Here is a 26,386-nt window from a genome sequence, read left to right as displayed (position 1 = left end):
TATGAATTTAATTGATGTTATAGAAAACTTAAAGAATAATTCCACAATCAGCTTTTATGGCTATTCAGATATGATAGTTCCAGATGTTATCAGAAAAAACTATATAGATAAAGTAAAATTTTTTTTTAAAGAAAAAAAACATAAAAAACTTATAAGAAATGACTTAGAAGCCTTTATATATGAAAGTTATAGACAGACTCAATGGGATGAAAGTGATTTAATTTTTCTTGATCAGAGTTCAGTAAAGAGTTTAATAAAAGGATATCCACTAATAGCAAATTATGTTATAGTTTCTCTGAATAGTTTAATATTAAATCCTATATCAATAATTGGATTAATTAGACGTTTATTAATCAACCAGATAAAGTATAAGGGATTAACTTTAATCAACAAAAAGAAAATTTGGATAGTACTAAAAAGAAACGTACAAATTAAAACCAATATCTTTCATTTCTCCGATAAATTAGGCTTACAAGGAATTGATAGTTTTACAAAAACTAGAAAATTAAAATATGTAATCCCACTCTTAGATGAGAAGAAAAAAAGTAATCAAGAGGAAAATATACATATAATAATAGAAGATAAAGGAAAGGATGAGATGGAAAGATTCCTAAATAGTCATAAAGGTAATATAAGAATAAAACTATGGACTATAACAAAACCAGGTATAAATGGACTTCCATTTTTACCTCCTAGAATTGGGAAATCAATAATTAATAGTACAATAAGTAATGATAAAAAATTATCTATACCAAGGAGTATTGATGCTCTAAATATAATGATATATTATAGTTTATACCATAAAGGTTACAATTCAAAAATAAATAGCTCTCATCATAAAACAAATTATTTACCTAGAGAATCAATATTTAAAACATATATTGATAAATATAAAAAAGAATTAGGAATTAATAATTCATTTTCTACTCTTGAAGATCTAGATAAATATATGAATAAAATAAATTGGAAACCAGCAAGAGATACTCTGGTAAAAATAAGTGATAGCAATGACTGGGTAAAAAGTAATCTTAAATATACTATTAAATATAATAAATTCCTATATATCTACATTCTAAAGGAAGGTATTAAATATGGAAACAAACAAAAATATATCAATAAATATTTAAAAGATAACTCTATGGAAATTATCGACTATCAATATATGACGAAAGAACAAAGACATCTGACGAAAAAAAATTTACGCGGTGGCATATGGGATTCAGAACCGAAAATGATAAAAACATGTAGTTCATATTATGATCCATATATGTATATCATTTTTGTAGACAAAAGGAATAGAAATCCTCAAGAACTAATAAGAATCAAAAACAAACTTAGAGAAAAAATTGATAATTCAAGCTGTAGCTTAATTCATTCTACGGATAATACTATTGAAACCCTAGAATATTTACAAATAATTTTGCCAAAACAAATAGATGAATATAGAAATATGGCTAGAAATGCAAAAACAGTAAAAATAAGCTTTCAAGATAGAATATTAAAAATTAATTCTAAGATAAATAATGCAGTCATAGAGATATATAATAATATAATAAAGGTGATAATAAACCACTAAAATGCAGGAAGAAGAAAATAAATACTCATATAAATATGAAACAATTAAAGATTATATAATAAAAAAGAAAGATACTTATAATGATAAAATCCTAATAGAATTATTAGGTAATTTCGCTTCAGGAAAGACAACCTTTATGAATAAATTAGAAAAAGATCTAATATCCGGTGGTTATAAAGTAGATAAAACAATCAACTCATTTAGTAGAGGGTATATAGCGAAGTATAAGCTTCTTTTAAATTTTATTATATATTCAAGTTTTAAAAATAAAATTCTTGTTATCATTTTTATAATGATTTATTTTTATCATTTTATAAGAAGAAAATCTATTCATAGAATATATACATTGCTTCTAATTAAATATATTATATTCACTTGGGATATGATTAATAATTCTAAGAATGATTTTGTAATTTCAGAAGGTATTTACCATATACTACCTTCTCTTAATATATTAAAAATTTCTAATTTTCTATATAAAAAGATAATAATTAATTTGAATTCAATTTCAAATCAAACAAATACAATTTATATTTACTGCGACTCTACAAAAGACCAATGTTTAACCAATACAATTAAAGACATGAATACAAATAGAAATAAAAGATTTCCAGGATTAACTTTCTCACAAATTAAATCTATTGTTTATAGCTATGAAAGTAATAATCAATTTCTCATTAAAAAAATGCGTAGTAAAATACTAAACTATAATGCAAATGTTAATTAAATTGATACTATATATATTTCATTAAAAGCATTAAATAATTAAGCCAAGAACTATAGGAAAATATATTTTACTAAATTATTCTCGTAAAATACATTTTATCCACTCATTATTTTTTGATAGTTTAATTAACTGATCTTTTCTTGGTGTTAATTTCTTTTTAATTAAATAAAAATGCATATCTTCCATATTGGAACCAATATTTATCCCCAATTTATTTGACATTGTTTTAATACGCTTTGAATATTTCTCATGAATTGGAACACAATTATAAGATCTATATTTAGACCTTATCCCACTATTAAAACCTTTATGATAGAGACAATGAAATATCAAAAGATTTAATTCATCATATTTATTAGGTATTTTTGACAAGCAAGGTCCATCAATACTTCTAGCTAGAACATTTTTAGAAACATCTTCAGGAAAATAGGGGACTCCATTGAAATCAGGACTATTTGAGCTCCATATATCAATTCTTTGTGTGCCAGTATTTTCGATTAAAAATGTCTTAACTTTTTCTACATCTCTAGAGTCGACTAACATATCAATATCGGAACTCAAAGAAGAGAGTACTGGAAGTGCGTCGTAAGATCTAAGTATTACATAGTTTATATGCTCAAAATGAAGAAATTTTAAAAAATTCTTAATTCCAAATTCTCTTGATAAATAGAATGTAAAGCCATTAGCAATGGTGTTTCTACTTAATAAAATCCAATAAGTATTGGATTTTGAAATTATTAAAGATCTTATACCAATTATGTTGATTTTTCGCAAAAGCAATCTTCTAATTATACCTATTAGGATATATGGATAATAAAAGGGATTAGAAAGGGAAACGAAAACATATTGAGGATTGCTGGGATATGACTTAATCAGACACTTTGTGAATGACTGATCCAACAAGAAAGTGTTATTAATATCATTATCTTCAAGTCCTACTTGATTAATTGAATCAAGTAATTTAACATTAGTTGATGAAAAATAATTTTGATGAATACTATGTTTAAGATAAGCAATTAAAATTTTCTTTTTAGATAGTTTAGGAATAACTTCGGGTAAGGATTTATAATTGTAACCATATAAAGATACCTCACCATTAATAAAAAGTTTTTCAATATTCATATTATTAAGTTAATTCGATGAGAAAAGAACCCTTTAGAAAACATATCACTAGTTTTCAGAAAATACATTTGATTTTCATTTGACGGTTGGAATATAGAGTTTCAATCGAGATGATGCATACTATTTTTCTAGAATAATAGAAATCACTAAAGAATTCAAATTCTTTAAAAGAATATTTAAATAGCAAAACAATTAATGTGAATACAGTTAGAGAATAGAAATGTATTGAAGTTATTTAGCGTGCTTACTTCATTATAAAATATATCCATTTGGATTATTTTTTTGCCAATTCCATCCATCTAAGCAAATCTCTTCCAATGATCTTTTTGGAAACCAATTTAACAAATTCTTGGCCTTTGAAATATCTGCATAACATTTTGCTATATCACCAACTCTTCTCCCCTTTATTATGAATGGAATTTGAACTCCTGTAGAAAGTTCAAATTGATTAATAATCTCAAAGACGGAGTATCCTTTTCCAGATCCTAAATTAATAAATTCAAAACATGATTCTTTAGAAGTCAAATAATCTATTGCAGCTATATGCCCCTCTGATAAATCCATAATATGTATATAGTCTCTAACACCAGAACCATCATTTGTATCCCAATCATCTCCAAAGACGTTTAAAAATTCTCTTCTTCCTGCCGCAACCTGGGATATATAAGGGAATAGATTGCTTGGTATTCCAATAGGATCCTCCCCTATCAAACCTGATGGATGTGCACCAACAGGATTAAAATAACGAAGGGAGCAAATTCTCCACAAATTAATATTTGATTTATAAAGGCCTTCCAACATTTTTTCTATTGCAACTTTTGTCTCGCCGTAAGGATTAATTGGTGAAACTTTGTGGTCTTCCCTAATAGGAAGAGAATCCGGTAAACCATAGATTGTTGCACTGCTGCTGAAAACTATTGAGTAGCATTCATTTTTACTCATAGTTTCTAAGAGATTATTAGTACCACATACATTTACATCCCAAAACCCTAGTGGATTAAGGACAGAGTCAGCGACTGATTTCAAACCAGCCAAATGTATAACAGCTTGAATAGGCTTGCTATCTTTAATAGAATCAATGAAAATTTTTTCTAAAAGATTTCTATCTCTAATGTCACCATTAATGATTTTTAAATTACATTTTGAGGATTTTTTTTCTACATAAGATGTTATTACTTTAATTACATTTGTGGAACTGTTAACAAAAGAATCAAGGATTACTAGATCAAAGCCTTTCTGAAGCAGCAACAAAGATATGTGCGAACCTATGAATCCTGCTCCACCTGTAAGTAGTATTCGCATACTATTTAGATGTTTTCGTAAGAACTCACCATCAACTGATTTGGTTATAAGAAAAAAAGGAAAAACCTTTTATCTTATAATTGTAAACCACTGATTACAAAATCAATAAAATTTGCCTAAATTTTGAGAATTCGAGGGATAAAAGCATTATTACAAAATAAATGAATTTAGGAACTCTCAATTTCATCAAAAAGTTTTCACAAAACAAAATCTTGTTGATTATAGGTTTTGAATACATTAAAAAGAACAACTAATCATTCATTGAGTGAAATTAGTAAAAAATAGTAAATTTATAAATTAATTATTATAATAATATCAATTAATTATCGATATAAATGAAAAAAGACAATCTTAAAAGAATTATCAAGGACTTTGAAACTTTGATAGAAGAGTTAAAAAGTGAGGTCTACTCTGATAAAGATTCATATGTGCACCCATGGGACGAACATATGAAAAAAACTCCTAGAATACTTAATTCTGATGACGATGATGGGTATACAGATTAGTTCATTCTACTTTTTCTAAAATCTTTATAAATTCATTAGATTTTTAGTAAATTTACCTATTGCGAAAAGCTCTTAATAAAAGCAAATTATAGAAAAGGAATTTGTTAATGGCCCCTTTACCACAACTAGTAAAAGCAACGCCACAGGGCGGTACCATTCATGAATATCAACTTACTGGAGGAAAAACCTCTTTCATGAGATACCTAGGTTGCTATCTTGGAACATGCAAATTCTGCAATGATATTGAGGAAGCATCAGAATTTGTATCAAGCATTGAGGTTTCTCCGAAAATCATTTGAGCAAGAGAATTTTGGAAGACACTTTATTTCTTGACCTCTTGGGCAAGACAACTATATAAATTTGAAGTTTTTTTATGTAAATTTAATCCATACTCGAAGGCTTTAGGTGCTATTTTTTTTGAGTCTTTAAACATATCAGGAGAATAATCTTTTAATGAGCCAATTTTTATCTCAATAAAAGATCTACTCGACTATGAACGACGAAAAAGAAAAAAATAAGAAATCATATGAATTTGAGACTAATAATCTCATTAGTTCAAGTTTTAATGGGAAAGAAAACGTAAAAGATCTTGAGGTTTCATCACCAAAGCCATCCAATCAATTAACTAATGGCCTATTAGGCTGGTATTCAGTTTCAAGTAGTGAATCAATAAAGGAGGGGAAATTAAATCATTTCACTATTTATAATGAGCCACTTGTTTTGTATCGCGATAGAGAAGGTATTGTTCGATGTGTAAAAGATGTATGCCCCCACAGAGGAGCATCATTTTTAGGCGGTGAAGTTATAAACGGACAACTTGTTTGCCCTTACCATGGAGCAAGGTTCTCATCGCAAGGTAGTTGTACAAATCTAGATAGAATAACTTGTCAACATATCATAGATTCTAATTATGATAATTATGCAAAAAGCATAAAACTTTTTCAATATCCATGTGTAGAGAAAGAAGGATATATATATATTTATTATACTGGTACACCTCTTGCAAACATTGAAGATTTTGAAATCAAATCATCATTAAATAGCCTACTACCTGATTCATATGGATTTCCTTCATTAGAATATGAGTATGAAGAAGTATATGTAGATTTTAAAGCAGATTGGGCAAGGATTATTGAGAATCATCTAGATATATTACATGTATTCTGGATGCACGGAGATACTATCCCAGATAAAAACGTAAACAGAGAAACTATTACTAGTTTCAATCAAAAAATAAAACGAGATAATAGGCAAATAGAAAGTATATATTCATATAAAACAAATGGTCAGGAAGAGTTTATAAGAATAAAATTTGTTCCTCCTGGTAGGATTTTTATATACAAAGGCTCTCCAGAAAGTACTAGATACATTCAGGTACTTGATCATATTCCACTTGGAAATAACAAAGCAAGAGTAATTGTTAGACATTATAGAAAATTTCTAAAAAACAAATTATTTACTAAGTTTGTGCTATTTAGTCATCTCCAACGTAGAACTTTTTATAAGATTTTCACTGAAGATTACTTGGTTTTAAAAACTCAAACATTTAATGATCAAATGGGCTACATACAAAAAGATAATGTTAAATTATTAGGTGAAGATAAAATGGTTCAATATTATTGGGACTGGCTCCAAAATGCACTGAACAAAGAAAAACCATGGGATTTACACCCTACTAATTCATTAACTAATTCTGTTCATGATGATAGAGGAATGCTCTATCCTCCAGAGAACCCTAATATGGCTATTAAAAATAACAGAGTTATATATATTAAACTTTTAACAAGATTATTATTCCCAATTAGCTTTATTTTATTATTAATATAAATAAAAATTACTTTATAAATTCTTTTTATAGATGGTACATAGACCTAAAAGTAAATTAATATCATGGGCTCAGGTTAAAAATTTAAATGTAATGATAGATCAAAAGATAATACTTTCAAATATAAATATAAATCTCAATTTTGGTGAAAACATTTTAATCCTAGGTCCAAATGGATCTGGCAAATCAACATTTCTAAAATTACTTAACCGATCAATATACCCACTTATAGAGAGAGGTAGTTCGTTCAAGCTATTTAACAAAGAAAATATTAATATATGGGATTTAAGAAAAGATATTGGTTTTCTATTTAAAGATATGGAAAACCGAGTAAATAAAGGAGTAAAATTGAAGGATTTAATAATATCAGGTTTTACTGGTACTTTTAACGAAAGATATTCCAAGTTGATATCAAAAGATGATATGAAAAACGTTGAGAGTTTAATAATACAGTTAGACATACAGAACATAGTTGATAAGGAGTTTCATTCATTATCTGATGGACAGAAAAGAAGAGGAATGCTTGCTAGGGCTTTAGTATATAGACCTAAACTTTTGGTTCTTGATGAGCCTTTTTGCAATTTAGATATAAAATCAAATTCAATTCTGAATAAAACTTTACTCAAATTAATTGATAAGTCATTAAATATAATATATATAACTCACAGCTTAGAGTCAATACTTCCATTAACCAACAGAGTGCTGTTAATAAAGGGTGGTAAAATCATAAATGATGGGACTCCGGAAGAACTTATTAATTCAGAGGTATTAAGTGAACTTTATAACATTTCAATCAAAGTAATTAAGCAAGGAAGTTATTGGCGGTCAATTGTATAAAAACTAAACAATAACAAAAATAAAAACAATTATTAATAAAAGTATAATCAACAATTTTTTAATGTTTTTGGGTGAAGAATACTTTTTATTTGATTTATTCCTAGCAAACTTTCTTACTCCGTAGGGATTGCCACATGAAATACAAATTAATCTTCCAGATAATGCACGATCCGCCCTGAAATCAAAGCTACCACAAACCAAACATTTATTTTTAATCATGATATCAATTCAAGAAGTCTTCTAAGAATGATATTGGTTTACTCATATTGCTTGAGTATCCTAAAAGACTTTCAGAAATGAATTCATAAAGTAATTGGTTGTTTTCATCAAGTAGTATTGTTGCACTTCTCTGAGTTAAATATGACTGATCAGTTACGTAAATGTTCCAATTAGAAAGTATTTCAATCATATTCACAAGTCTCCTTGTCGCCAATTCGAAAGGCCGTAAAACATCATTTTTAGAAAAGACATCAAACATTTCTCCTTTAAATAAAGAGATTGATCCGATTTTGATAATTTCATCTTCACTAAATAATTTATTTGCATTTCTATCGCCAAAATAACCTCGCAGAACTTCCTTGATAGTTCCTTTCGATTTTATTCCGGTGCACATGATCAATAAATTAATAATGGCAGGTAATGGTGATACAAGTCCTTTATTAAAATTTAGTTGGTTATGAAGATCAGAATTATTTACTGAAAAAACATTTTTTATATCCATTTTATTAAAATCACAGAATTTTTCTTTAGAACTTTGACTACCAATACCAATAATAATCAAATCGATTGAGTATTTATAAAGCAACTTTGACTGGTCAGCCAATTGTTGGCAATATTCAAAACTATCAAAATCCGCAAAAGATCCTAAAAATACAATTAAACGCTTTTTTCTTGAAACGAAAATACTTTCATCTACAAAAAACTCCTTTAGAATATTTATGTAATCCATTAATCAAATCAATAATGTTTTCAAAATAACAAAATTTAAATGTGAAATAAGCAAATTTCAGAGGTTAAAAATTAAAAAACTTAGTGAAAGTCTGCTATTTAACTACTTGATAGACCCATAACACGAAGTTCTTGATCAGTAGCAGATGAACATGAAATATGTACAAAACCTACAATTTCAATAAGCAATGTGAAGGGATATGGAACTTATAGAGCTCTAAATATATCCTCTTACTGTTCTTTGTTTATTTCTCGTGCAGACCTACGGGAACCCCAACGTTACCTATGACTGGTACGCGGGTAATTCAGGGACGGCCAATCGCTCCGGAAAATTCATCGCTGCGCATGCTGCCCATGCTGGTTTGATGATGTTCTGGGCAGGTGCGTTCACTTTATTTGAGCTAGCTCGTTACGACTCATCCGTTGCGATGGGTAATCAAAACTTGATCTGCTTGCCTCACCTTGCTCAACTTGGAATAGGTGGAATCGAAAACGGTGTTATTACTGAGCCTTATGGCTGCACTGTTATTGCAGTACTTCACCTGATTTTCTCTGGTGTGCTTGGTGCTGGAGGAATACTCCACTCAACAAGATATGACGGAGATCTTGGAAATTATCCAGAAGGAAGTCGCCCTAAAAAGTTTGACTTCGAGTGGGATGATCCAGACAAACTTACTTTTATCCTTGGACACCACCTTATTTTCCTTGGTTTAGCTAACATTCAATTCGTTGAATGGGCTCAATATCATGGAATTTGGGACAGTGCACTTGGAGCTACTCGCACTGTTAGCTACAACCTAGATTTAGGAATGATTTGGAATCACCAAGCTGATTTCCTACAGATTTCTAACTTGGAAGATGTTATGGGTGGCCATGCTTTCTTAGCATTTTTCCAAATTATTGGTGGCGCATTCCATATTATTACTAAGCAATTTGGTGAGTATACCGAATTCAAAGGTAAAGGACTCCTATCCGCAGAGGCTGTACTTTCTTACTCACTAGCTGGTGTTGGCTATTGTGCTCTTGTTGCTGCTTTCTGGAGCTCAACAAATACAACTGTTTATTCAACAGAATTTTTTGGAGATGTACTTCAACTCAAGTTTGATTTCGCTCCTTATTTTGTTGATACCGATGCATCACTTGCAACTGGAGCTCATACAGCAAGAGCTTGGTTAGCAAATGTTCACTTCTATCTTGGCTTCTTCTTCATACAGGGACATCTCTGGCATGCATTAAGAGCTATGGGATTTGACTTTAGACGCGTAGGTAAAGCGTTCGACAATATGGAAAACGCAAAAATCACCAACGGTTGATTAATACCTAGTTCATTAATTCACTTATTTAGTGAATAAAAAAAGGTCCGCTTAAGCGGACCTTTTTTTTTTGCCAGAAAAACTAGTTAATCAATTCACTCAAATGTCACAATTAACACACGAAAAATAAATAAAAGGAGCAAAAGCCATTATCAATAGTGATTTTTTATACATTTTCCAGTAAAAAAGCATAAAAAGATCTCAAGAGCTTGTTGCTATTGAGAATCGGTTGCAAAAAGGATCCTTTCTTGTGTAAGTTAAAGATCCAATTAAGCTCCTTGTATGCGATGAGCTTTAGAACATACGCAGACTCTCCTTCAGCAGCTGTTCGAATGGCTACTGGCCAATCAGTGTTAATAGACCCCTCCTCAAGAAGAGGAGATACTTGCATTGAAGTTCTGGATGGAATAGCACGTGTTTATTGTCCTTGTGAAGAGACAGAGGGAATGACACTTGCTTTCTTGCAATCAGGAGACCAATTAAGAACAGATCGATTATGCAGTGAAGGGGTCTGCGTAGAGGCTTTAACCCCTCTTTGCTTTAGAAGTGATGCTGAGTCAACAGATGAAGCAGGAGGTTATGACGCTGTCAATGAGTGGACTCTTCAACTTCTTAGGATTAGACACTTAGGAAACGCTGAGCAAAGATTACAAGCTCTATTTGCCTTATTAGTCAATCGTCTCGGAAGAAGATGCGGCGATTGGTGTCAATTACCATTTAGGCTTACGCATGAAAGGATTGGAGAATTAATAGGATCTACAAGAGTTACTTCAACTCGTTTAATTTCAAGGCTGAGAACAGCAGAATTACTAAAAGCACCATCGGGGGATCCAACTCTAAGCCTGTCGCCTGAATTCATAGAGTCATCACCATTAACTGCATAGTAAATAATGAATAAATATCTTTTCAACTATTCAGAATCTATTATTCTTTCACTTTGCGAAGAAGTGGAATACATTAAAAATAGAACAAATAATATCAATAACTCAATTAAAACTTGTCAAAACAAAATTTTATTAACTAGGTTAAAGAAAGAGCTTAATAAATTAAACATTAATAGATTAAAAATATTAAATATTGCAGAAAATATGTTTAAAAGAAACTGTAATGAATTATCTATAGAGTTTTTATTAGAAGTTACTAAAAGATCAAATTCTTTCCAAGAAATTTGAGAATAAAATAAAAATTAATTAATCAATATTTAATTCATTATCAATAATAAATAGCGCAGAAGGATCATTTTTAGCAAATTTGACTTTACCAAGCAAATAAGCCATTTCATCCTCAGATTTAATTTGCTCGTCTATAACTGGATCAAGAAATACTGTAGTACGAGTATCATTTGATCTCTCTGCCATGGAATATAGCTGCTGGACAGAGGTCGTAACGTCAGCTTCCATTTGGAAAGATAGTGTTACTAATTCTTCAACTGAATTCCAATTTTGTATTGGTTTAGTCACCGCATCAAGTTCAACGCTTTGACCTCTTGCGATTATATATTTTGCGAAGTTAAAACCATGCTCCTGTTCAGATAAAGACTCCTTTTTAAAAAAATTAGAAAAGCCTCGCAATTCTCTTTCTAGTAGCCAAAGGGACATGGCTAAATATTGAGCACTTGAATCCCTTTCAAGTGAAGTATGTTGATACAAAGCCTCAAGAAGGTCTTTGTCCATAGGTTGCGCAATAGCGCGACCTGAAGGACCAGTATTGAGATTTATAGAACTTGATGTTGCTGATTGCATAACAAAAAAAGCTAGGCCAAAGAAAGCAAAAACTAATTTTTTATTCAAACAAATGATAACTCTTTTTGTATCATTTTGTTGCCGTGAAAACGAAAATTTAAAATTATTGATTTGATAATGAATCTCAATTGCTAAAAATTATATTAAAAAATATCGTTAGTTAAATTAGAAATTAGATTTGATTTTCTCAGGTAGAACTAAGAATTCTTTTCCTAAAATATATCTTACCTTGCAATTATCTCCAATATTCAATTTAGATTCTAATCCCATTTCTACGCTTAATTTTATACCATCTGTAATTACTGTATAGACATAATGATTAACACGATACTCTATTGCCATGACAGTGAACAATCCATTTGGACATGGCTCAATTAGAATAGAGTTTTTATCGAACATACATACAGAATTAGTTGAGATTGATTTATCAAAAGAAATATTCAATTTTCCAATTCTTGTTGAATAGGAATTATTAAAATGTCGAATGGGTAAAATATTTCTTTGCAAAGCAAATTGACCTACAAAATCATTAGATGGCCTAGAAACCATTTCTACTGGAGTTGAATATTGCAGAATTTCACCTTTTCTCATAACAGCCACTCGATTACAAATAGCTAATGCTTCTTGAGGGTCATGAGTTACTAAAAGAGCAGAAGCCGAACAGGACTTTAATACAGAAGAAAGCTCTAATCTTAACTTGGCTCTTACTTCAACATCTAAAGAGCAAAAAGGTTCATCTAACAGAACCAATGAGGTTCCTGGAGCCAGGGCTCGAGCTAATGCGACTCTTTGACTTTGACCGCCAGACAATTCGTGAGGATATCTACCTTTAAATTCATAAATACCTAATAAATTTAATAGCCAATTTGCTCTTTCAATAGATGTTTTTTTCTTGGTTATACCAAAGCAAACATTATCCCAAACATTTAAATGAGGAAATAGTGCATAGTCTTGAAAAACCATCCCTATTTTCCTTCTTTCAGGTAAAAGAAGGTAATTTTTATCAGAAATTATTTGACCATTTTTTCTTATAAATCCACTATTTGGCTTTTCAAAACCTGCAATTAATCTGAGCAGAGTAGTTTTTCCGCAACCAGAAGGACCAAGCAAACCAACTAATTCACCAGTGTTCAGAGAAAAATTAATATCTTTTAAAACCCAGTTGCTATCTTTATTGGATTTAAACTTATGCCATAAGTTCTGGATTTCTAGTTCAGTATTCTCCAAAATTATTTTTGCTTATTCTATCCATTGAGAACTAATTAAAGTTAAAGTTAAGCAAAAGCAAAAGTCGATAGACAAAAAGCACGGGTAAATGTATAAAATGATACACTTGCTTCCGTTTTTATGTTCTGGCTTGCACGTTATCAATTTTTAATTAATTAAATTAAGAAAAATATTAATACTAAATGAAAAAATCTGAGAGAGTAAAAGTAATAATAAAAAGACTTGAAGAGATATACCCTGAAACACATATCCCCTTGGATCATCAAAATGATTTTACTTTGCTTATAGCAGTAGTTTTAAGCGCTCAATCTACTGACAAAAAAGTCAACGAATTAACAAAAGAACTTTTTAGAGTTGCTAACTCAGCAGAAGAAATGTATAGATTAGGTGAAGAGAAGATTTATAGTTATATAAAGCAACTTGGGCTAGCAAAGACAAAGGCAAAAAATATATATAATTTATCAAGAATTGTTATTAACAAATATAATAATATAGTACCTAATTCATTTAAAAGCCTTGAGTCTTTACCAGGAGTAGGACATAAAACAGCGAGTGTAGTAATGTCACAGGCTTTTGGTATACCATCATTTCCTGTGGATACACACATACATAGATTATCTCAAAGATGGGGTTTAAGTTCTGGAAAAAGTGTTATTCAAACTGAAAAGGATCTTAAAAAAATATTTCCTAAAAGTCTATGGAACAAATTACATTTACAAATCATATTTTATGGAAGAGAATATTGCTCAGCAAGAGGATGTAACGGAACAATATGTAAATTATGCAAGGAGCTTTACCCCTCCAGGAAAAAACCAGTTATTTGTTTAAAGGCTTAATATTATTCAATGATTTTTATTATCTCAACAAAAAGTACCATTTTTTGCTAGAAAATATATCAATTTAGTTTAATTTTCTATGAAATTAGCAATAACAGGTGCTTCTGGGAAAACAGGTTACCGAGTAGCAGAAGAAGCCATCTCGGCTGGATATGAGGTGAGATTAATAATTAGATCACAATCAGAACTACCTAATTCGTTAAAAGGCTGTGAAAGGTACTTTTTGTCAGATACTAATGGCGTTACTCTTGATTACGCTCTAAAAGGATGTGATAGTCTCGTAATAGCTACTGGTGCAAGACCATCCATCGATTTAACAGGGCCCGCTAAAGTAGATTATTTAAATATCCAAAAACAAGTTGAAAGTTGTAAAAGGCAAAGACTAAAAAGGGTTGTACTTGTAAGTTCTCTTTGTGCAGGCAAATTAATACACCCTCTAAATTTATTTGGTCTCATACTCATTTGGAAAAGATTGGGTGAAAGATCACTACAAAAAAGTGGCCTTGATTGGACTGTGATTCGTCCAGGAGGCCTAAATGAGGATGAAACTAATTTAAAAAATCAAAATATTTTATTTTCCGGTGAAAAAACTCAAGAAGAAGGCTCGATCCCTAGAAGACTAGTCGCAAAAGCCTGCATAGAGGCTTTAAAAACAAAAGATTCAATAGAAAAAATAATCGAGATTACTAGTAGCGAAGAAAATCCCAAAACAAATATGAGTAAGGCAATAAAGACGTTTAAAATTTAAATACCAAATCTTAAATTCATCATGAATACCAACGCTAAAATTGATGCGTTGCAGCTAATGCTTACTGATCTAAGGACACGAAACGAATCAATAAGACATAAAGCTGCCTTCAGAGGTTGCCAACCAGAGTTCCAATCATTAGTTACTAGGCTTATTGATCAATTAGAGTCTCAATTAAACTCAGAGAAACAAATACATAGAGAAAAATTAAACTCCAACAGATGAAAATAGGAAAATATTTAGCCCAACTCTAGACATGCTAATCCATACACATCATTCATAGAGACAGGTGGTTGATACCCTCTATACATTCTAAAAGTTTCTGATTCAGATTTAAAACCAAGATCCTTAAATAATTCAGTGGCAGAATTATTTAATCCAGGTGTATCAATAATTATCAGTCCTGGATGACTATCAATTAATTTTTTCAATAAAATTTTTAAAAGCTTTGGAGAGTCAGCCATTAAAGGGCCAATTCTCCACCCATCACCAGTTTTCAAAAGACATGGTCTTATTCGACCAAAGCCATGACATATTCCTTCTTTATCGATAACTGCTATTACCTTTCCAGCTGGATGATTTAGCCAATTTGAAAGAAAATGAGGTCTAGGAGTAGCTTCTCTTTTTTCATCAAATTTTTCAACAGCAGTCGAAGGTATTGAAGAATCCTCAACAAAACTAAAATTATTTAAATCCTCCTGCGTTAAACATTCATCAAGGAATTTTCCATTTCCCAACCATTGCCATCTTGTTGTTTTCGATGAAACAGTAAAACCCCATTTTGAATAATCAGCAATTCTCTCAGGAGCGGCCTCCAAACCAACACAAGGCAAATCACTTAAATGAGCCATTGCTTTTTTCCAAAGCTGCAATCCAAATCCTCTACCTCTAAACTTCTCAATTACTAAGAACAAACCAAGGAATCCATAGTTTTCATTATATCTAACACCGGCAATACAGCCAATAGGGGTATCATTCAACCAACCAACCCAAAGTCCCTGACTATCTGTATTTTGATAAATTCCTAAATCACCCACTCCTGGTGCAAACCCCTCTTTTCTTGATATTTCAGTAACAAAATCAATATCAGCTTTGCTCAAAGGTTTAATAGATAAAGGATTATCCATAAATTATAATTATTTTATTAATAATGACTCTAATAAAACTAAATAATATATCCATAAATATGAGCATAAAAAAACATCAAATATTTAAAATATATATTAGACCGTTAAATATTAAAGCTAATTAATAAGTTTATTTAAACTCCCAAGAGTAGATAATTTAGCTAATTCTGAATAGCCGCCAATAAATTCATTATTTATAAATATCTGAGGGAAGGTATTAACAGAAGTTATATTGCTAATTTTTTTAAATTCATCATCATTAGTAATTAAATTATAATTATAATCAATATTATATGAATCAAGAAGTTTAAGAGCTCTTTTGCACCAAGGGCAATCTGATAAAACATAAATATCTACGCATACAGGATTATCACTTAAGTTCTTTATAGATTGCCTACTAAGGTTTGGAGTTACACCCAGTAAAATATCTAACGATTTGAGAACAGTTGTTCCAGAAAGAAGATGTCCCCCGAAAACAGCACAATTTTCGTCAGATACACTGATATGAACATGTGAATCTGACGATGTCAAATAACCACTTAAGGTAATTATCTCAAGCTTTTTCTCAAGTATTACAGGCTTTTCATTTAAAGGGCATTTGAATGAAACTTTTGAAAGATCACCAACAGCACTTATTAGAAAAGATGAAGAATTATGTTTTATCTGTAATTCAATTAGTGAATTGAATACATCAGCTCCTGATGATAACTTATAAAAAAAATGCTCCATAATATATAGTAGGATAGTAATTAAAGCTTTTAAACTATTCTTGATCTAATTTCTTTACAATAAATGCCATTACTCCTAAAGACAGGAAAAACATAAAAATAAGAAAGGTTGTCATGGATTTAATTAATGAGAACTTATTATAATATAATGTGTTGACTATTCTATAAAATTAGAAATCATAAGTAAGATTACTACATTGAATTTTAAATAAAATGAAGAAATTTATTAACACAAAAAGATTAATTAATTGGCCAATAATTATTAACGGGCTAACAATTTCTAGAATATTTCTTGGATTACCTATTGTTTTCGCTCTTGTAAATGGTAATAATGATATTTTTATTTTACTAATCCTAATAGGTGCTCTTACTGATTTTCTTGACGGATATTTTGCTCGTAAATATAATTATCAATCAATTATTGGCGCCAGATTAGATCCTTTAGCAGATAAGATTCTTCTTATTGGTCCAATGATTTGGTTGGTCCATGAGAATTTAGTACCACTATGGTCTGTCTGGTTAATACTATCCAGAGAATTTTTAATAACTAGTTGGCGATCTGATAAAAAATCAGGTATGCCCGCCACAATTCAAGGTAAAGTTAAAACCATACTTCAATTTATAAGTATAATTCTTTTACTTTGGCCAGAAAATTGGGGAAGTTTTTATATCACTAATATTATCAATGAAATAGGATATATATTATTCTGGATTAGTTTATTTCTTACTTTTAGCTCAGCTATAAAATATCTATTCAATCAAAGAGAGACTCATCAGAAGTAAAATCAGGTTGTTCATGATTAGCTAATATATAGTCATTCTTATAGCTATCGATCAAACCGTTTAACAAATCAAATTTCGGTTCCCAAGATAAATCTTTTTGTATTTTAGAAATGTCAGTAAAGAAATTAGATAACCTTAAAGGAAAAACCTTTCTAGCCTTAGGATCAAGTTTTGAAGGATCAAAAGAACGTAAATTAAAATCAGACACTTTATTACCAGTAGCTAATATCGCTGTTTCAATTAAACCCCTAAAAGTGACTGCTCTGGTTCCTGAACAATTATAAATTTGATTGATTGCTTGGTCTGTTTCAAGTGATTTTGAAATCGCCTCAGCCAAATCAGAGACATGTCCTAATTGTGTAATAATTTGACCGTCAAGTGGAACAGGAATAAATCGGCGATTAATTATTCGGTCAAAAAACCATTTCTCAATAGGATTATAGTTACCTGGTCCATAAATATATGTGGGACGGAAACTAGTGAAAGGAATAGCCTCTTCCTTCAACCAAGCCTCTGTCTTTGCTTTACCAATATGACGACTTTTTGGATCTATTGGACAATCTTCTCCAACAGGAAATAATTGTGTATTGTTATAAACTCCTGCGGAACTTATATATATAAATCTATAACTTGGTAAGCCTGAAAATTCTAGAAGTCTTTGGGTGTCTTCCAATTTCCGTCCGCAACTATCAACAATAAGATCGAATGAATGACCAGATATTTTTCTAAGGTCTTCATCACTTGACCTGTCTCCCTTTAGATGGGTTACATTATTTGGTACAGGTAAATTTCCACGTGTAAAAACAAATATTTCATGACCTTTAGATAGCAATCTTGAGACAAGAGCTTTTCCTACAAACCTTGTTCCACCAAAAAAAAGAACTTTCAAGATCCTTTATTAAAAAAGATATATTAAAGCCTACAGATAGGCTCCCGCAGCCTCACAAATGATGTTAGATGAATAGTAATAATTAATTTTTTGATGGAAATCATACCTGCAATAGATCTATTGAATGGGAAGTGTGTTCGACTAAATCAAGGAAATTATAATGAGGTTACAAGGTTCAATAGTGATCCTGTAAAACAAGCTCAAGTATGGGAAGAGCAAGGAGCAAAAAGATTGCATCTAGTAGATCTTGATGGTGCCAAGACGGGACAGGCTGTAAATGATCAAATAATTAGAAAGATAAAGAAATCTATTTCAATTCCGATTCAACTTGGTGGAGGTATTCGGAACATAGGTCGTGCAAAAGAATTATTTGAAATTGGAATAGATAGAATTATTTTGGGAACAATTGCAATTGAGAATCCTGAATTAGTTAAGGTTCTTTCTAATGAATATCCAAGAAAAATTGCAGTAGGGATTGATGCAAGAGAAGGAATGGTAGCTACTAGAGGTTGGTTAGAGCAAAGCAAAATAACATCATTAGAATTAACCAAACAACTCAATGATCTTGAATTAGCCGCAATAATATCTACTGATATTTCAACTGATGGAACACTAAAAGGCCCAAATGTCCAGGCCTTAAAAGAGATCGCTCAAATAAGTACTAACCCCGTAATTGCATCAGGGGGGATAGGTTCAATAGCTGATTTAATTTCCTTAGCAAATATAGAGAATGAAGGTATTGAAGGAATTATCGTAGGTAGAGCGTTATATGATGGTTCTATAGAGCTAAAAGAAGCGCTAATAACACTAAAAAATTTAATTATTCAAGATTCATTTGATGATAAAGATAAATTTTTTGTCTAACATTTCAAAGGAATAATATAGGTATTGAGGATTTATTGATTAGGGCTGGAAGTATTTATAAATCAAGTTATCTTAAAAAGGATAGCCACTTGAATTTAAATTGATCGCTGAGAGACCTATACAGATTTTAATGATAGCACCTTCTCTATTGGGTGAGTCATTAGCTTTGCAGCTAACATCTCAAGATAATAATTTAGAAATAATCCTGGATGTAAACGATATAAATGGTTTACCTAAACTTATTCTATTTTGCCTTGAAGATATAGAAATCTCAAACTCAATTAAATTAGAAATATTTAGATTAAAAGAAAGATGGAATCAAACTCCTATTTTAATTGTAATCCCTAAAAATATTAAACTATCTTCTGCAGATTTGATGAGTTTTGGTGGTGAGGGTGTTATTCAAGATCCAACAATCGAACTTTTGAAAGAAGCAATTAATACTTTAATAGGTGGTGGCAGAGTATTTAAAATAAATAATGAAACAAATTATAATACCAACTCAATTAATAAGTCATATGGTTTAGGGCATTGGTTATTAACCAGTGGTTTGTCACAAATAAATAAGGATTTACATACGATTGAACATATCATAGCTAAGAAATCAGTAAGTACTTTTTATCTTTTTATCTTAATAGGTAGAAGAAGAGAACTATTAACAGCAAAAAGATTAATTCTCTGGTTATGGGGACCTCTAGAAGTATTAATAGATTCTCCAGTTAAGAATGCTAATAATGGAGATTCAAATATAATTAAAAAATATAGTACTGATATAACCATAAAAAACTCATCAATGAAAGAGTTATGGAAAGTAATTTATAGCCGAGTAAATGAAAGAATTCAAGATAGTCTTACTAATTCTACTGATGAGCTTTCAGCTCTTTTCTCATTAAACAACATAAAAAGAATAAATCTTTTAAAAACTCTTTTGTATGAATTTTCAATTTTAATAAGCAAACTCGATTCAAAAAGTGATCAAGAAGAAGGATTTGAGAAGGATTTACAATCAATTACACCGGAATTACGCGCTAATACGTTACGTAATTTTATAGATTCTTATCATCGCCTACAAAAAAATGGTGTTGAGGTCACTATTTCAGATTACATAATAAATAACTCAAATCTCGGAATAATTGACGATGAGCTGCCTTCAATTGATTTAATATTAGATCCTATATTAAATAATAAGCCTGTCATAATAGATGGACAATATTTATCAATAGAAGACCCTAGAGCTTTTATTCAATTAGAAATGCTTATTCTTAATTGGATATTTAGGACTGCAGAATTACTTAGTGAAGAGATAATATCATCATGCTCGGAATGGCCACAGTTAAGAAAATACTTCTTAAATCAAGACTTGATATCAACGAGAGAATTAGAGCGTAAGAGAAATCAAATAAATACAAAGAATCAAATTCAAAATATTTTTAAAAAACCAGTTAGATTATACGAGAGTAAAAGATTATATTATACTGTTAATAATAATGCAGTAGAAAAAATTATAATTCTTGAACCTAGAGATGATGAATTAAGGAAATTAGATTGGGCCCAAAGACAAATAGCATTTATCATTGAATTAAGAGATGCACTAGCCCCTCAAGTACAGTCAATAATTCAATACTTAGGTGATTTAATAGTTTTGATTCTTACAAAAGTTATTGGAAGATCTATTGGATTAGTAGGAAGAGGTATTGCTCAGGGAATGGGAAAAAATCTATCTAAAGGATAATTTATTTATTAATAAATATAGCAAGATTAGCATTAAGACTTTAGAATTAAACAAATTTAGTATTTTACTTTGATCTTATTTCGAATATTATCGTCATTACTAATACTTTTTATTTTCTCTATTAATCCAGTTTACTCTGCTAGAGATACTAATAGTTATGATGGAAATATATTCCCAATCTATGCAGGGAACGGTTCATTAGTACCGCCACCAAGCACATTGTCAGAATCATTAAAAAATAAAAGAACAAGTGTTTTAGTTTTCTATCTAGATGATAGTTCTACTAGCAAACAATTTGCCCCAGTAGTTTCAGGGATTAAACTATTATGGAGTTCATCAATCGATTTGATTCCACTTTCAATTGATGAATTAGACAACAATGACGAGAAAACATTTAAGGATCCCGGATTCTATTGGCACGGAAAAATCCCTCAAGTAGTAATTCTTGATGGTAATGGAAATATCCTGTTGGACAAAGAGGGACAGGTTTCTTTTGATGATATTAATGAAGCAATAACTAAAGGAACTGGTCTTAAAAAGCCTGATTTTAATCTTACAGTTAAAAGCTTTAATGAGTACAATAGTGAACCTTCTAAAGAAGGTTACACTAAACCTAGAGGTAGCTAAAAATGATACTAACTGATTAAAAATTAAAAATTTAATTATCAAATAATCTTTCTCTAAATGTTACTAAGCTTTCTTATACTCGGAATAAGTATTTTGTTCTTGATCGAAATTAATCATCATATAATGGTTAAATCACCATTAAGACTAAAACCCAAAGAATTTAAGAAAAATTCATCGGAATCAAAGCTTAAATATACAACTTTGGTTGAAATATCAAATATTCATAAAGAAATGGAAGTTATGATACCTTTTTTCAAAGTAAAACCTAAATTAATAGGAATTTCCCAAGATGAATTAATAAGCATTCATACAAAAATCAAACCAATTCACCCTGATGAAGTGGAACAACAAAATGATTATTGGTCTGCATATATTTTAAAAAGCAAAAAATCCACATTGGTTAGTATTGAGGTTGAATATCAGACTAAAAATACAGCCCTAGATAAGGTGAAATGTTTATGGTTAGATATTCAATGGGGTAATTATGGACCATTTGGTAAATTCACAAGATTTGATGGGTTCGTTGTACCTAATTTTTCAAATATAATTTCTGATAAAACCTCTAACCATAATTTTGTTCAGCCAATTAAAACTCACATTCTTGGAAAGTTAGATGATCCTATTAATATTTTAAAATTATATTTGCCAAAAGATTGCTTATCCTCAGACATTCTTACCATTGGAGAATCACCACTAGCAATAATGCAAGGTAAGTATATAGATTATAGAAACATCAAGGTAAGTTTGGTGGCAAAATTACTGTGCAAAGGATTTCATCCAACAAGTAGTTTAGCAACTGCTTGCGGGATGCAAACACTAATAAATATTTCTGGTCCAACACGCGTAATAATCTCATGGCTAGTTGGAGGGATATGTAAATCATTTAAAATTAAAGGGATGTTCTATCGTTTAGCGGGAGAGCAAGCACGATTAATTGATGATATTACTGGTACAACACCTCCCTATGATAAAAGTATAGTTTTAGGACCTCAAGATGCTAAAGATTTTTGCCTAAAAGCCTCAAAAGAATTACAAGTTAATGTAGCTGTTGTAGATGTGAATGATCTAGGCAAAGTTAAAATTCTATCAACAAATAATTTTGATAATATTGAAATAATAAAAAGAGCCTTAACTTCTAATCCAGCTGGCAATGCTGATCAACTTACACCACTAGTACTAATCAGACAAAATGAAAGAAGTTCAAACTCACGTGGTAGTTAAAAATATAATAAAATAAAGAAATGGGAAAAGATAAAGCTTTACCTTCAGATTTGATAATTGAGCCACTTAAGCTCAGACATTTATCAATGCTTAAAGAATGTAATAAGCCTAAATATCTTGGAATATTTCAAATACTGTTATGTAAAAAATGGTTTTCTTCATTAGAATCAAATCTTACAAATATCATTCCAACTCGTAACTCAACATGTTTTGTAGCCATTGAAAGAAATAACATAATTGCATATATTTTGGCTACACCAATAAATAAAAGAGGTTCCTGTTGGTCAATATCAGAACCTTATTTCATCGGAGAATCTATATCATATAGTCGCTATAATCTATTAGAAAATTTGCTACGAAAAATTCTCTATGAAAGTAATATTAATACTCAAAGTTTCCTAATCTCAGTAAATACAAATGACAATCAAAACTTATCCATAATAAGGCAATCTGGTTTTCAACCGTTCAAGATAATTAAATATTGGAAGAGAAGAGATGATTTGAAATATATAAAGAATGAATATAAACAAAATTTCATCTGGGAAAGACTCAATGAAGAAAATAGCCAACTAATTTGGAGACTTGAACAAGCAAGAGAGTCAATAAATTTCCGTTCTATTTTTGATCGGCAATGGCATGATATCTATGAGAAAAGAAATATTTTAACTGGTGTTATTAAGTGTCAAAAAAACAATGTGATAGCAGGTTTAATACCATCAATTTGTCCCCAATATGATTCTTCCCTAGAACTAATAAGGGGTTTAGCTTGGGATGAGAGGCTGAACCAATCTATTCCACAAAGAATTAATAATTTTAAGCTTACCAAAAACAACTACTACATAGAAACAACCAGTGAAGACAATAAATTGAATGAGATAATGAGTAAAAGTAATTGGGTAACAAAAGAAGAAAGAGTTCTTCTGGGAAGAAGTATATGGAAAAGGCAAAATGGATATAAATTTAAATCCATAGAAACTGAGCTTTTAACTAATCTTGTTGGGAACTTACAACAACAACCCGAATTACCCTCTACTTTTCAAATTAAAAATAATAGATGATTCAACCCAAGCCTTGTTCAGTTTTAAGTCTTGATATTGGAAATAAAAGGATAGGTATCGCTGGTTGTGATCCACTTGGAATATCAATAACTCATCTTCCTGCAATATTTAAAAAAGGATTTGAAGAAGATCTTCAAAAATTCAAAAATATATGCGCTAGTAGAAAAGTTGAAGGACTAGTTATTGGCAATCCTCTTGATATGTATGGCAAAGAAACCAATCAATCAATTCGATGTAAAAAATATGGGATTAAATTAGCGAAATGTTTAAACCTTCCTCTGGTTTTTATAAATGAACATTGCTCAACAGTCGAAGCTAAAGAGAAATTCTCTTTAAAAAGCGACAAAAGTGGAAAAATTGATAGTGCCGCGGCCGCTATACTTTTACAACAATGGCTTATTGAGGGACCTGATCTGGATGACTCAAATTAAATTTTGAATATGATGTACATACATAATCAAAAATAAACCAGATACTGATTAATAAAAATTCACCTATGTCAACAACTAATAAAAACGACGAAGTACCTACACTTTTAGTTAAAGATTCTCAAGGTTCAGATCTCCTATGTTTTCTTGAACAAGTTGTGCCTTTAGAAAATAATGAATACGCTCTTTTAACACCTGTAGACACTCCCGTATCTCTATTTCAATTAATTGATGATCAGGATCCCAAGCTAATAGAAACGATTGAAAAGAATGAACCAATACTCGAAGTAGCTGATGTTGTTCTTCAAGAGCATGATCTTAGACTTGTACGTTCAGCTATTACCCTTACAGTCTCAGGTGAACTAGATGAGCCCGAGCCTGAAGAAATTGAAGAAGAGGAGATTGATGATGAGTCCGAAACTTACGAACTTCTGGTAAATTTCAGAGTAGACAATAATGAGTATGGTTTATACATCCCACTTGATCCTTTCTTCATAGTTGGAAAGCTAGAGAATGGTGAAGTAAGACTAGTTGAAGGCGAAGAGTTTGACAGGATTCAATCAGGCATTGAAGCTGAACTTGAGGAGAGGGGATTATCAGAATAAATATCAAAGAATTACTTAATCCCAATTGGAAAGTAAACGATAAAATTTCAGAGATCTCAATAAATCACTTATTATCGAAAGATATAAAAGCGTTAATACTTGATGTTGATGGCACATTAATATCTGGGAATAATCCAGTACTTGCAAACGATATTAAAAATTGGATTCAAAACTCTAATGAGCACTTTTTCATCTATCTATTCAGCAACAACCCATCTAGAAACCGAATCAAAAAAATTGCTGATCAATTAAATTTAGATTTTACATACTCAGGTGGGAAGCCAAGCACAAGGAAATTAAAGAAGGTCTTAAGTTCTATTTCTTATTCATCTAATCAAATTGCAATAATTGGAGATAGAGTTTTTACGGATATTCTTGTAGGCAATAGATTAGGAATGTATACAATACTTGTAGATTCAGTAGATTATTATGGAAAAAAAATTGAAAGAAATAACTTTCAATTCATAGAAAGGTATCTAGCGAAAATTATAACTGGAGAATTTTTATGACAACGTGGGTAATCAAGATTGGCACAAGCCTTTTGAGAGGGACCAATGAATATACAACTTTCGACATCATTAAAAGTTATTGTTCATACATTTCTAGAGCTCAAAAAAAAGGAGATAAAATTATATTGGTTTCTAGTGGAGCTGTGGGACTTGGATGTCACAAAATGAACTTCAAGATAAGGCCAAAAGAAATTATTTCTCTTCAAGCATCTGCAGCTATAGGTCAACTACATTTAATGGCTTTATATGAAAAGGCAATGAGTAAATTTGGATATAATGTTGCACAAATATTATTAACTAGTTCAGAACTGGGTTCTAGAAATAGCTATAAATCTGCTTCTCAAACATTAAAAAGGTTAATTGAATGGGATGTTATTCCAATAGTAAACGAAAATGATATTACTTCAGATGAAGAACTAAAATATGGAGATAATGATACTTTGTCTGCATTGGTTGCAACAGCTATATCTGCTGATCAACTAATATTACTTACAGATATAGATCATCTTTACTCCTCTGATCCTAAAACCAACAGTAAGGCTAAACCAATCAAAGATATAAATAATTCAACTGAATTAAATAATTTAGAATTAGTTGATCAACAAACTACTTGGGGGACTGGTGGAATAAAAACAAAATTAACTGCTGCAAAGATAGCCACTGAAAGTGGAATAAAAGTTCAATTAGCCGATGGTAGAAATCCTGAAACTTTAGGAGAATTACTGGATGGCAAAAGGATAGGAACAGTTTTCCACCCTCATCCTAAACCCATAGGGAATAGAAAGAGTTGGCTATCGCATGCAATTAAGCCAGTTGGAGAAATCTACTTAGATGAAGGAGCTAGTGAAGCTATTAAAAACAAAGGTGCATCACTACTATTAGTTGGCGTAAAGAAAGTTAGAGGGAATTTCATTTCAAATCAACCTGTAAAAGTTATTAATACCGAAGGAGCAGAAATTGCAAAAGGAATTTGCTCAATGAGTAGTGATGCTATAAAAATAGGGATTAATTCACACGATACAACAACAGGATCTCCGCTCGTTATTCATAGAGATGTTCTGGTCCTCACCAGTGAATAGATCTTTCAACAATAGTAATTTTCACTT

31 protein-coding genes are annotated in these 26,386 nt (G+C 30.6%); 22 read left to right on the top strand and 9 right to left on the bottom strand.

The window, feature by feature from the left end; translation table 11 throughout:
* The first annotated feature begins 1 nt into the window (after position 1).
* A complete protein-coding gene (locus DNJ73_RS04215) occupies positions 2–1,576 on the top strand; it encodes a hypothetical protein (protein WP_158466454.1) in 1,575 nt (524 codons plus the stop codon).
* A 1-nt stretch (position 1,577) separates the two neighbouring features.
* Positions 1,578–2,303 carry a restriction endonuclease subunit S gene (locus tag DNJ73_RS04210; RefSeq protein WP_158466453.1) on the top strand — a complete coding sequence of 242 codons (726 nt, stop codon included), beginning with the start codon at positions 1,578–1,580 and terminating at the stop codon, positions 2,301–2,303.
* 75 nt (positions 2,304–2,378) lie between these two features.
* Here DNJ73_RS04210 and DNJ73_RS04205 read toward each other — a convergent pair whose 3' ends face one another.
* Both DNJ73_RS04205 and galE read right to left on the bottom strand, forming a co-directional pair.
* Complete coding sequence (locus DNJ73_RS04205; RefSeq protein WP_158466452.1) at positions 2,379–3,425, bottom strand: hypothetical protein; 1,047 nt, start codon at positions 3,423–3,425, stop codon at positions 2,379–2,381.
* 252 nt (positions 3,426–3,677) lie between these two features.
* The gene (gene galE / locus DNJ73_RS04200) at positions 3,678–4,727 is read right to left on the bottom strand and encodes a UDP-glucose 4-epimerase GalE (RefSeq protein ID WP_158466451.1); all 1,050 of its coding nucleotides are present in this window, start codon (positions 4,725–4,727) and stop codon (positions 3,678–3,680) included.
* A gap of 335 nt (positions 4,728–5,062) precedes the next feature.
* Here galE and DNJ73_RS09790 point away from each other — a divergent pair, with 335 nt between their 5' ends.
* From DNJ73_RS09790 to DNJ73_RS04185, 4 genes are all read left to right on the top strand, one after another.
* Positions 5,063–5,233, top strand: coding sequence for a hypothetical protein (locus DNJ73_RS09790; RefSeq protein ID WP_187152553.1), 171 nt, complete (start codon positions 5,063–5,065; stop codon positions 5,231–5,233).
* A 107-nt stretch (positions 5,234–5,340) separates the two neighbouring features.
* Positions 5,341–5,532 carry a hypothetical protein gene (locus tag DNJ73_RS04195; protein ID WP_158466450.1) on the top strand — a complete coding sequence of 64 codons (192 nt, stop codon included), beginning with the start codon at positions 5,341–5,343 and terminating at the stop codon, positions 5,530–5,532.
* 193 nt (positions 5,533–5,725) lie between these two features.
* The gene (locus tag DNJ73_RS04190) at positions 5,726–7,060 is read left to right on the top strand and encodes a Rieske (2Fe-2S) protein (protein ID WP_158466449.1); all 1,335 of its coding nucleotides are present in this window, start codon (positions 5,726–5,728) and stop codon (positions 7,058–7,060) included.
* A 31-nt stretch (positions 7,061–7,091) separates the two neighbouring features.
* Entirely contained in the window at positions 7,092–7,895 is an 804-nt protein-coding gene (locus DNJ73_RS04185) for an ABC transporter ATP-binding protein (RefSeq protein WP_158466448.1), read from the top strand.
* A 3-nt stretch (positions 7,896–7,898) separates the two neighbouring features.
* Here the strand turns inward: DNJ73_RS04185 and DNJ73_RS09785 are convergent, their stop codons facing one another.
* Positions 7,899–8,114 carry a transcriptional regulator gene (locus DNJ73_RS09785; RefSeq protein WP_187152552.1) on the bottom strand — a complete coding sequence of 72 codons (216 nt, stop codon included), beginning with the start codon at positions 8,112–8,114 and terminating at the stop codon, positions 7,899–7,901.
* 4 nt (positions 8,115–8,118) lie between these two features.
* Positions 8,119–8,844 carry an AhpC/TSA family protein gene (locus DNJ73_RS04180; RefSeq protein WP_158466447.1) on the bottom strand — a complete coding sequence of 242 codons (726 nt, stop codon included), beginning with the start codon at positions 8,842–8,844 and terminating at the stop codon, positions 8,119–8,121.
* 253 nt (positions 8,845–9,097) lie between these two features.
* On the opposite strand from DNJ73_RS04180, the gene DNJ73_RS04175 reads away from it, so the two are divergent.
* From DNJ73_RS04175 to DNJ73_RS04165, 3 genes are all read left to right on the top strand, one after another.
* Positions 9,098–10,156 carry a chlorophyll a/b binding light-harvesting protein gene (locus tag DNJ73_RS04175; protein ID WP_158466446.1) on the top strand — a complete coding sequence of 353 codons (1,059 nt, stop codon included), beginning with the start codon at positions 9,098–9,100 and terminating at the stop codon, positions 10,154–10,156.
* Between the two features lie 287 nt (positions 10,157–10,443).
* On the top strand, positions 10,444–11,040 hold the full coding sequence (locus tag DNJ73_RS04170; RefSeq protein WP_158466445.1) for a Crp/Fnr family transcriptional regulator: 597 nt from the start codon (positions 10,444–10,446) through the stop codon (positions 11,038–11,040).
* A 6-nt stretch (positions 11,041–11,046) separates the two neighbouring features.
* Entirely contained in the window at positions 11,047–11,328 is a 282-nt protein-coding gene (locus DNJ73_RS04165; RefSeq protein ID WP_158466444.1) for a pilus assembly protein, read from the top strand.
* Between the two features lie 18 nt (positions 11,329–11,346).
* Here DNJ73_RS04165 and DNJ73_RS04160 read toward each other — a convergent pair whose 3' ends face one another.
* Together DNJ73_RS04160 and DNJ73_RS04155 are read right to left on the bottom strand one after the other, a co-directional pair.
* A complete protein-coding gene (locus DNJ73_RS04160) occupies positions 11,347–11,898 on the bottom strand; it encodes a ferritin (RefSeq protein WP_158466763.1) in 552 nt (183 codons plus the stop codon).
* Between the two features lie 165 nt (positions 11,899–12,063).
* Positions 12,064–13,125: an ABC transporter ATP-binding protein gene (locus tag DNJ73_RS04155; protein WP_257473323.1), complete on the bottom strand. Its 1,062-nt coding sequence runs from the start codon at positions 13,123–13,125 to the stop codon at positions 12,064–12,066.
* A 182-nt stretch (positions 13,126–13,307) separates the two neighbouring features.
* On the opposite strand from DNJ73_RS04155, the gene nth reads away from it, so the two are divergent.
* The 3 genes from nth to DNJ73_RS04140 all read left to right on the top strand — a co-directional run bounded on the left by nth (position 13,308) and on the right by DNJ73_RS04140 (position 14,934).
* Complete coding sequence (nth, locus tag DNJ73_RS04150) at positions 13,308–13,961, top strand: endonuclease III (RefSeq protein ID WP_158466442.1); 654 nt, start codon at positions 13,308–13,310, stop codon at positions 13,959–13,961.
* A 79-nt stretch (positions 13,962–14,040) separates the two neighbouring features.
* Positions 14,041–14,709 carry an SDR family oxidoreductase gene (locus DNJ73_RS04145; RefSeq protein WP_158466441.1) on the top strand — a complete coding sequence of 223 codons (669 nt, stop codon included), beginning with the start codon at positions 14,041–14,043 and terminating at the stop codon, positions 14,707–14,709.
* 21 nt (positions 14,710–14,730) lie between these two features.
* Entirely contained in the window at positions 14,731–14,934 is a 204-nt protein-coding gene (locus DNJ73_RS04140) for a hypothetical protein (protein WP_158466440.1), read from the top strand.
* 14 nt (positions 14,935–14,948) lie between these two features.
* On the opposite strand, the gene DNJ73_RS04135 is transcribed toward DNJ73_RS04140, so the two are convergent.
* Both DNJ73_RS04135 and DNJ73_RS04130 read right to left on the bottom strand, forming a co-directional pair.
* On the bottom strand, positions 14,949–15,836 hold the full coding sequence (locus DNJ73_RS04135) for a GNAT family N-acetyltransferase (RefSeq protein WP_158466439.1): 888 nt from the start codon (positions 15,834–15,836) through the stop codon (positions 14,949–14,951).
* Between the two features lie 117 nt (positions 15,837–15,953).
* Complete coding sequence (locus DNJ73_RS04130) at positions 15,954–16,565, bottom strand: PCC domain-containing protein (protein ID WP_158466438.1); 612 nt, start codon at positions 16,563–16,565, stop codon at positions 15,954–15,956.
* A gap of 212 nt (positions 16,566–16,777) precedes the next feature.
* Between DNJ73_RS04130 and pgsA the strand changes: the two genes are divergently transcribed.
* Complete coding sequence (gene pgsA / locus DNJ73_RS04125; RefSeq protein WP_158466437.1) at positions 16,778–17,347, top strand: CDP-diacylglycerol--glycerol-3-phosphate 3-phosphatidyltransferase; 570 nt, start codon at positions 16,778–16,780, stop codon at positions 17,345–17,347.
* On the opposite strand, the gene DNJ73_RS04120 is transcribed toward pgsA, so the two are convergent.
* A complete protein-coding gene (locus tag DNJ73_RS04120; protein ID WP_158466436.1) occupies positions 17,319–18,236 on the bottom strand; it encodes an NAD-dependent epimerase/dehydratase family protein in 918 nt (305 codons plus the stop codon). The two genes, pgsA and DNJ73_RS04120, sit on opposite strands and share 29 nt — an antisense overlap.
* Positions 18,237–18,329: 93 nt before the next feature.
* Between DNJ73_RS04120 and hisA the strand changes: the two genes are divergently transcribed.
* The 9 genes from hisA (at position 18,330) to proB (ending at position 26,359) form a co-directional block, all read left to right on the top strand.
* The gene (gene hisA / locus DNJ73_RS04115) at positions 18,330–19,100 is read left to right on the top strand and encodes a 1-(5-phosphoribosyl)-5-[(5-phosphoribosylamino)methylideneamino]imidazole-4-carboxamide isomerase (protein ID WP_158466435.1); all 771 of its coding nucleotides are present in this window, start codon (positions 18,330–18,332) and stop codon (positions 19,098–19,100) included.
* A gap of 130 nt (positions 19,101–19,230) precedes the next feature.
* Positions 19,231–20,832 carry a DUF3685 domain-containing protein gene (locus DNJ73_RS04110; RefSeq protein ID WP_158466434.1) on the top strand — a complete coding sequence of 534 codons (1,602 nt, stop codon included), beginning with the start codon at positions 19,231–19,233 and terminating at the stop codon, positions 20,830–20,832.
* A gap of 69 nt (positions 20,833–20,901) precedes the next feature.
* Positions 20,902–21,459, top strand: coding sequence for a thylakoid membrane photosystem I accumulation factor (locus DNJ73_RS04105; protein WP_158466433.1), 558 nt, complete (start codon positions 20,902–20,904; stop codon positions 21,457–21,459).
* Between the two features lie 123 nt (positions 21,460–21,582).
* Positions 21,583–22,680 (top strand): hypothetical protein, encoded by a 1,098-nt coding sequence (locus DNJ73_RS04100; RefSeq protein ID WP_257473321.1) that lies wholly within the window; start codon positions 21,583–21,585, stop codon positions 22,678–22,680.
* A gap of 20 nt (positions 22,681–22,700) precedes the next feature.
* Positions 22,701–23,738 carry a hypothetical protein gene (locus DNJ73_RS04095; protein ID WP_257473320.1) on the top strand — a complete coding sequence of 346 codons (1,038 nt, stop codon included), beginning with the start codon at positions 22,701–22,703 and terminating at the stop codon, positions 23,736–23,738.
* Complete coding sequence (gene ruvX, locus DNJ73_RS04090; protein WP_158466432.1) at positions 23,735–24,169, top strand: Holliday junction resolvase RuvX; 435 nt, start codon at positions 23,735–23,737, stop codon at positions 24,167–24,169. The genes DNJ73_RS04095 and ruvX overlap by 4 nt, the downstream gene beginning before the upstream one ends.
* A 65-nt stretch (positions 24,170–24,234) precedes the next feature.
* A complete protein-coding gene (locus tag DNJ73_RS04085; protein WP_158466431.1) occupies positions 24,235–24,771 on the top strand; it encodes a DUF3727 domain-containing protein in 537 nt (178 codons plus the stop codon).
* On the top strand, positions 24,759–25,280 hold the full coding sequence (locus DNJ73_RS10270; protein WP_158466760.1) for a YqeG family HAD IIIA-type phosphatase: 522 nt from the start codon (positions 24,759–24,761) through the stop codon (positions 25,278–25,280). The genes DNJ73_RS04085 and DNJ73_RS10270 overlap by 13 nt, the downstream gene beginning before the upstream one ends.
* Entirely contained in the window at positions 25,277–26,359 is a 1,083-nt protein-coding gene (gene proB / locus DNJ73_RS04075) for a glutamate 5-kinase (protein WP_158466430.1), read from the top strand. The genes DNJ73_RS10270 and proB overlap by 4 nt, the downstream gene beginning before the upstream one ends.
* Positions 26,360–26,386 lie beyond the last annotated feature (27 nt).

It is taken from the genome of Prochlorococcus marinus XMU1408 (genome assembly GCF_003208055.1).
Taxonomy (GTDB): Bacteria; Cyanobacteriota; Cyanobacteriia; order PCC-6307; family Cyanobiaceae; genus Prochlorococcus_B; species Prochlorococcus_B marinus_A.
This window is presented reverse-complemented; position numbering and strand designations above follow the sequence as displayed.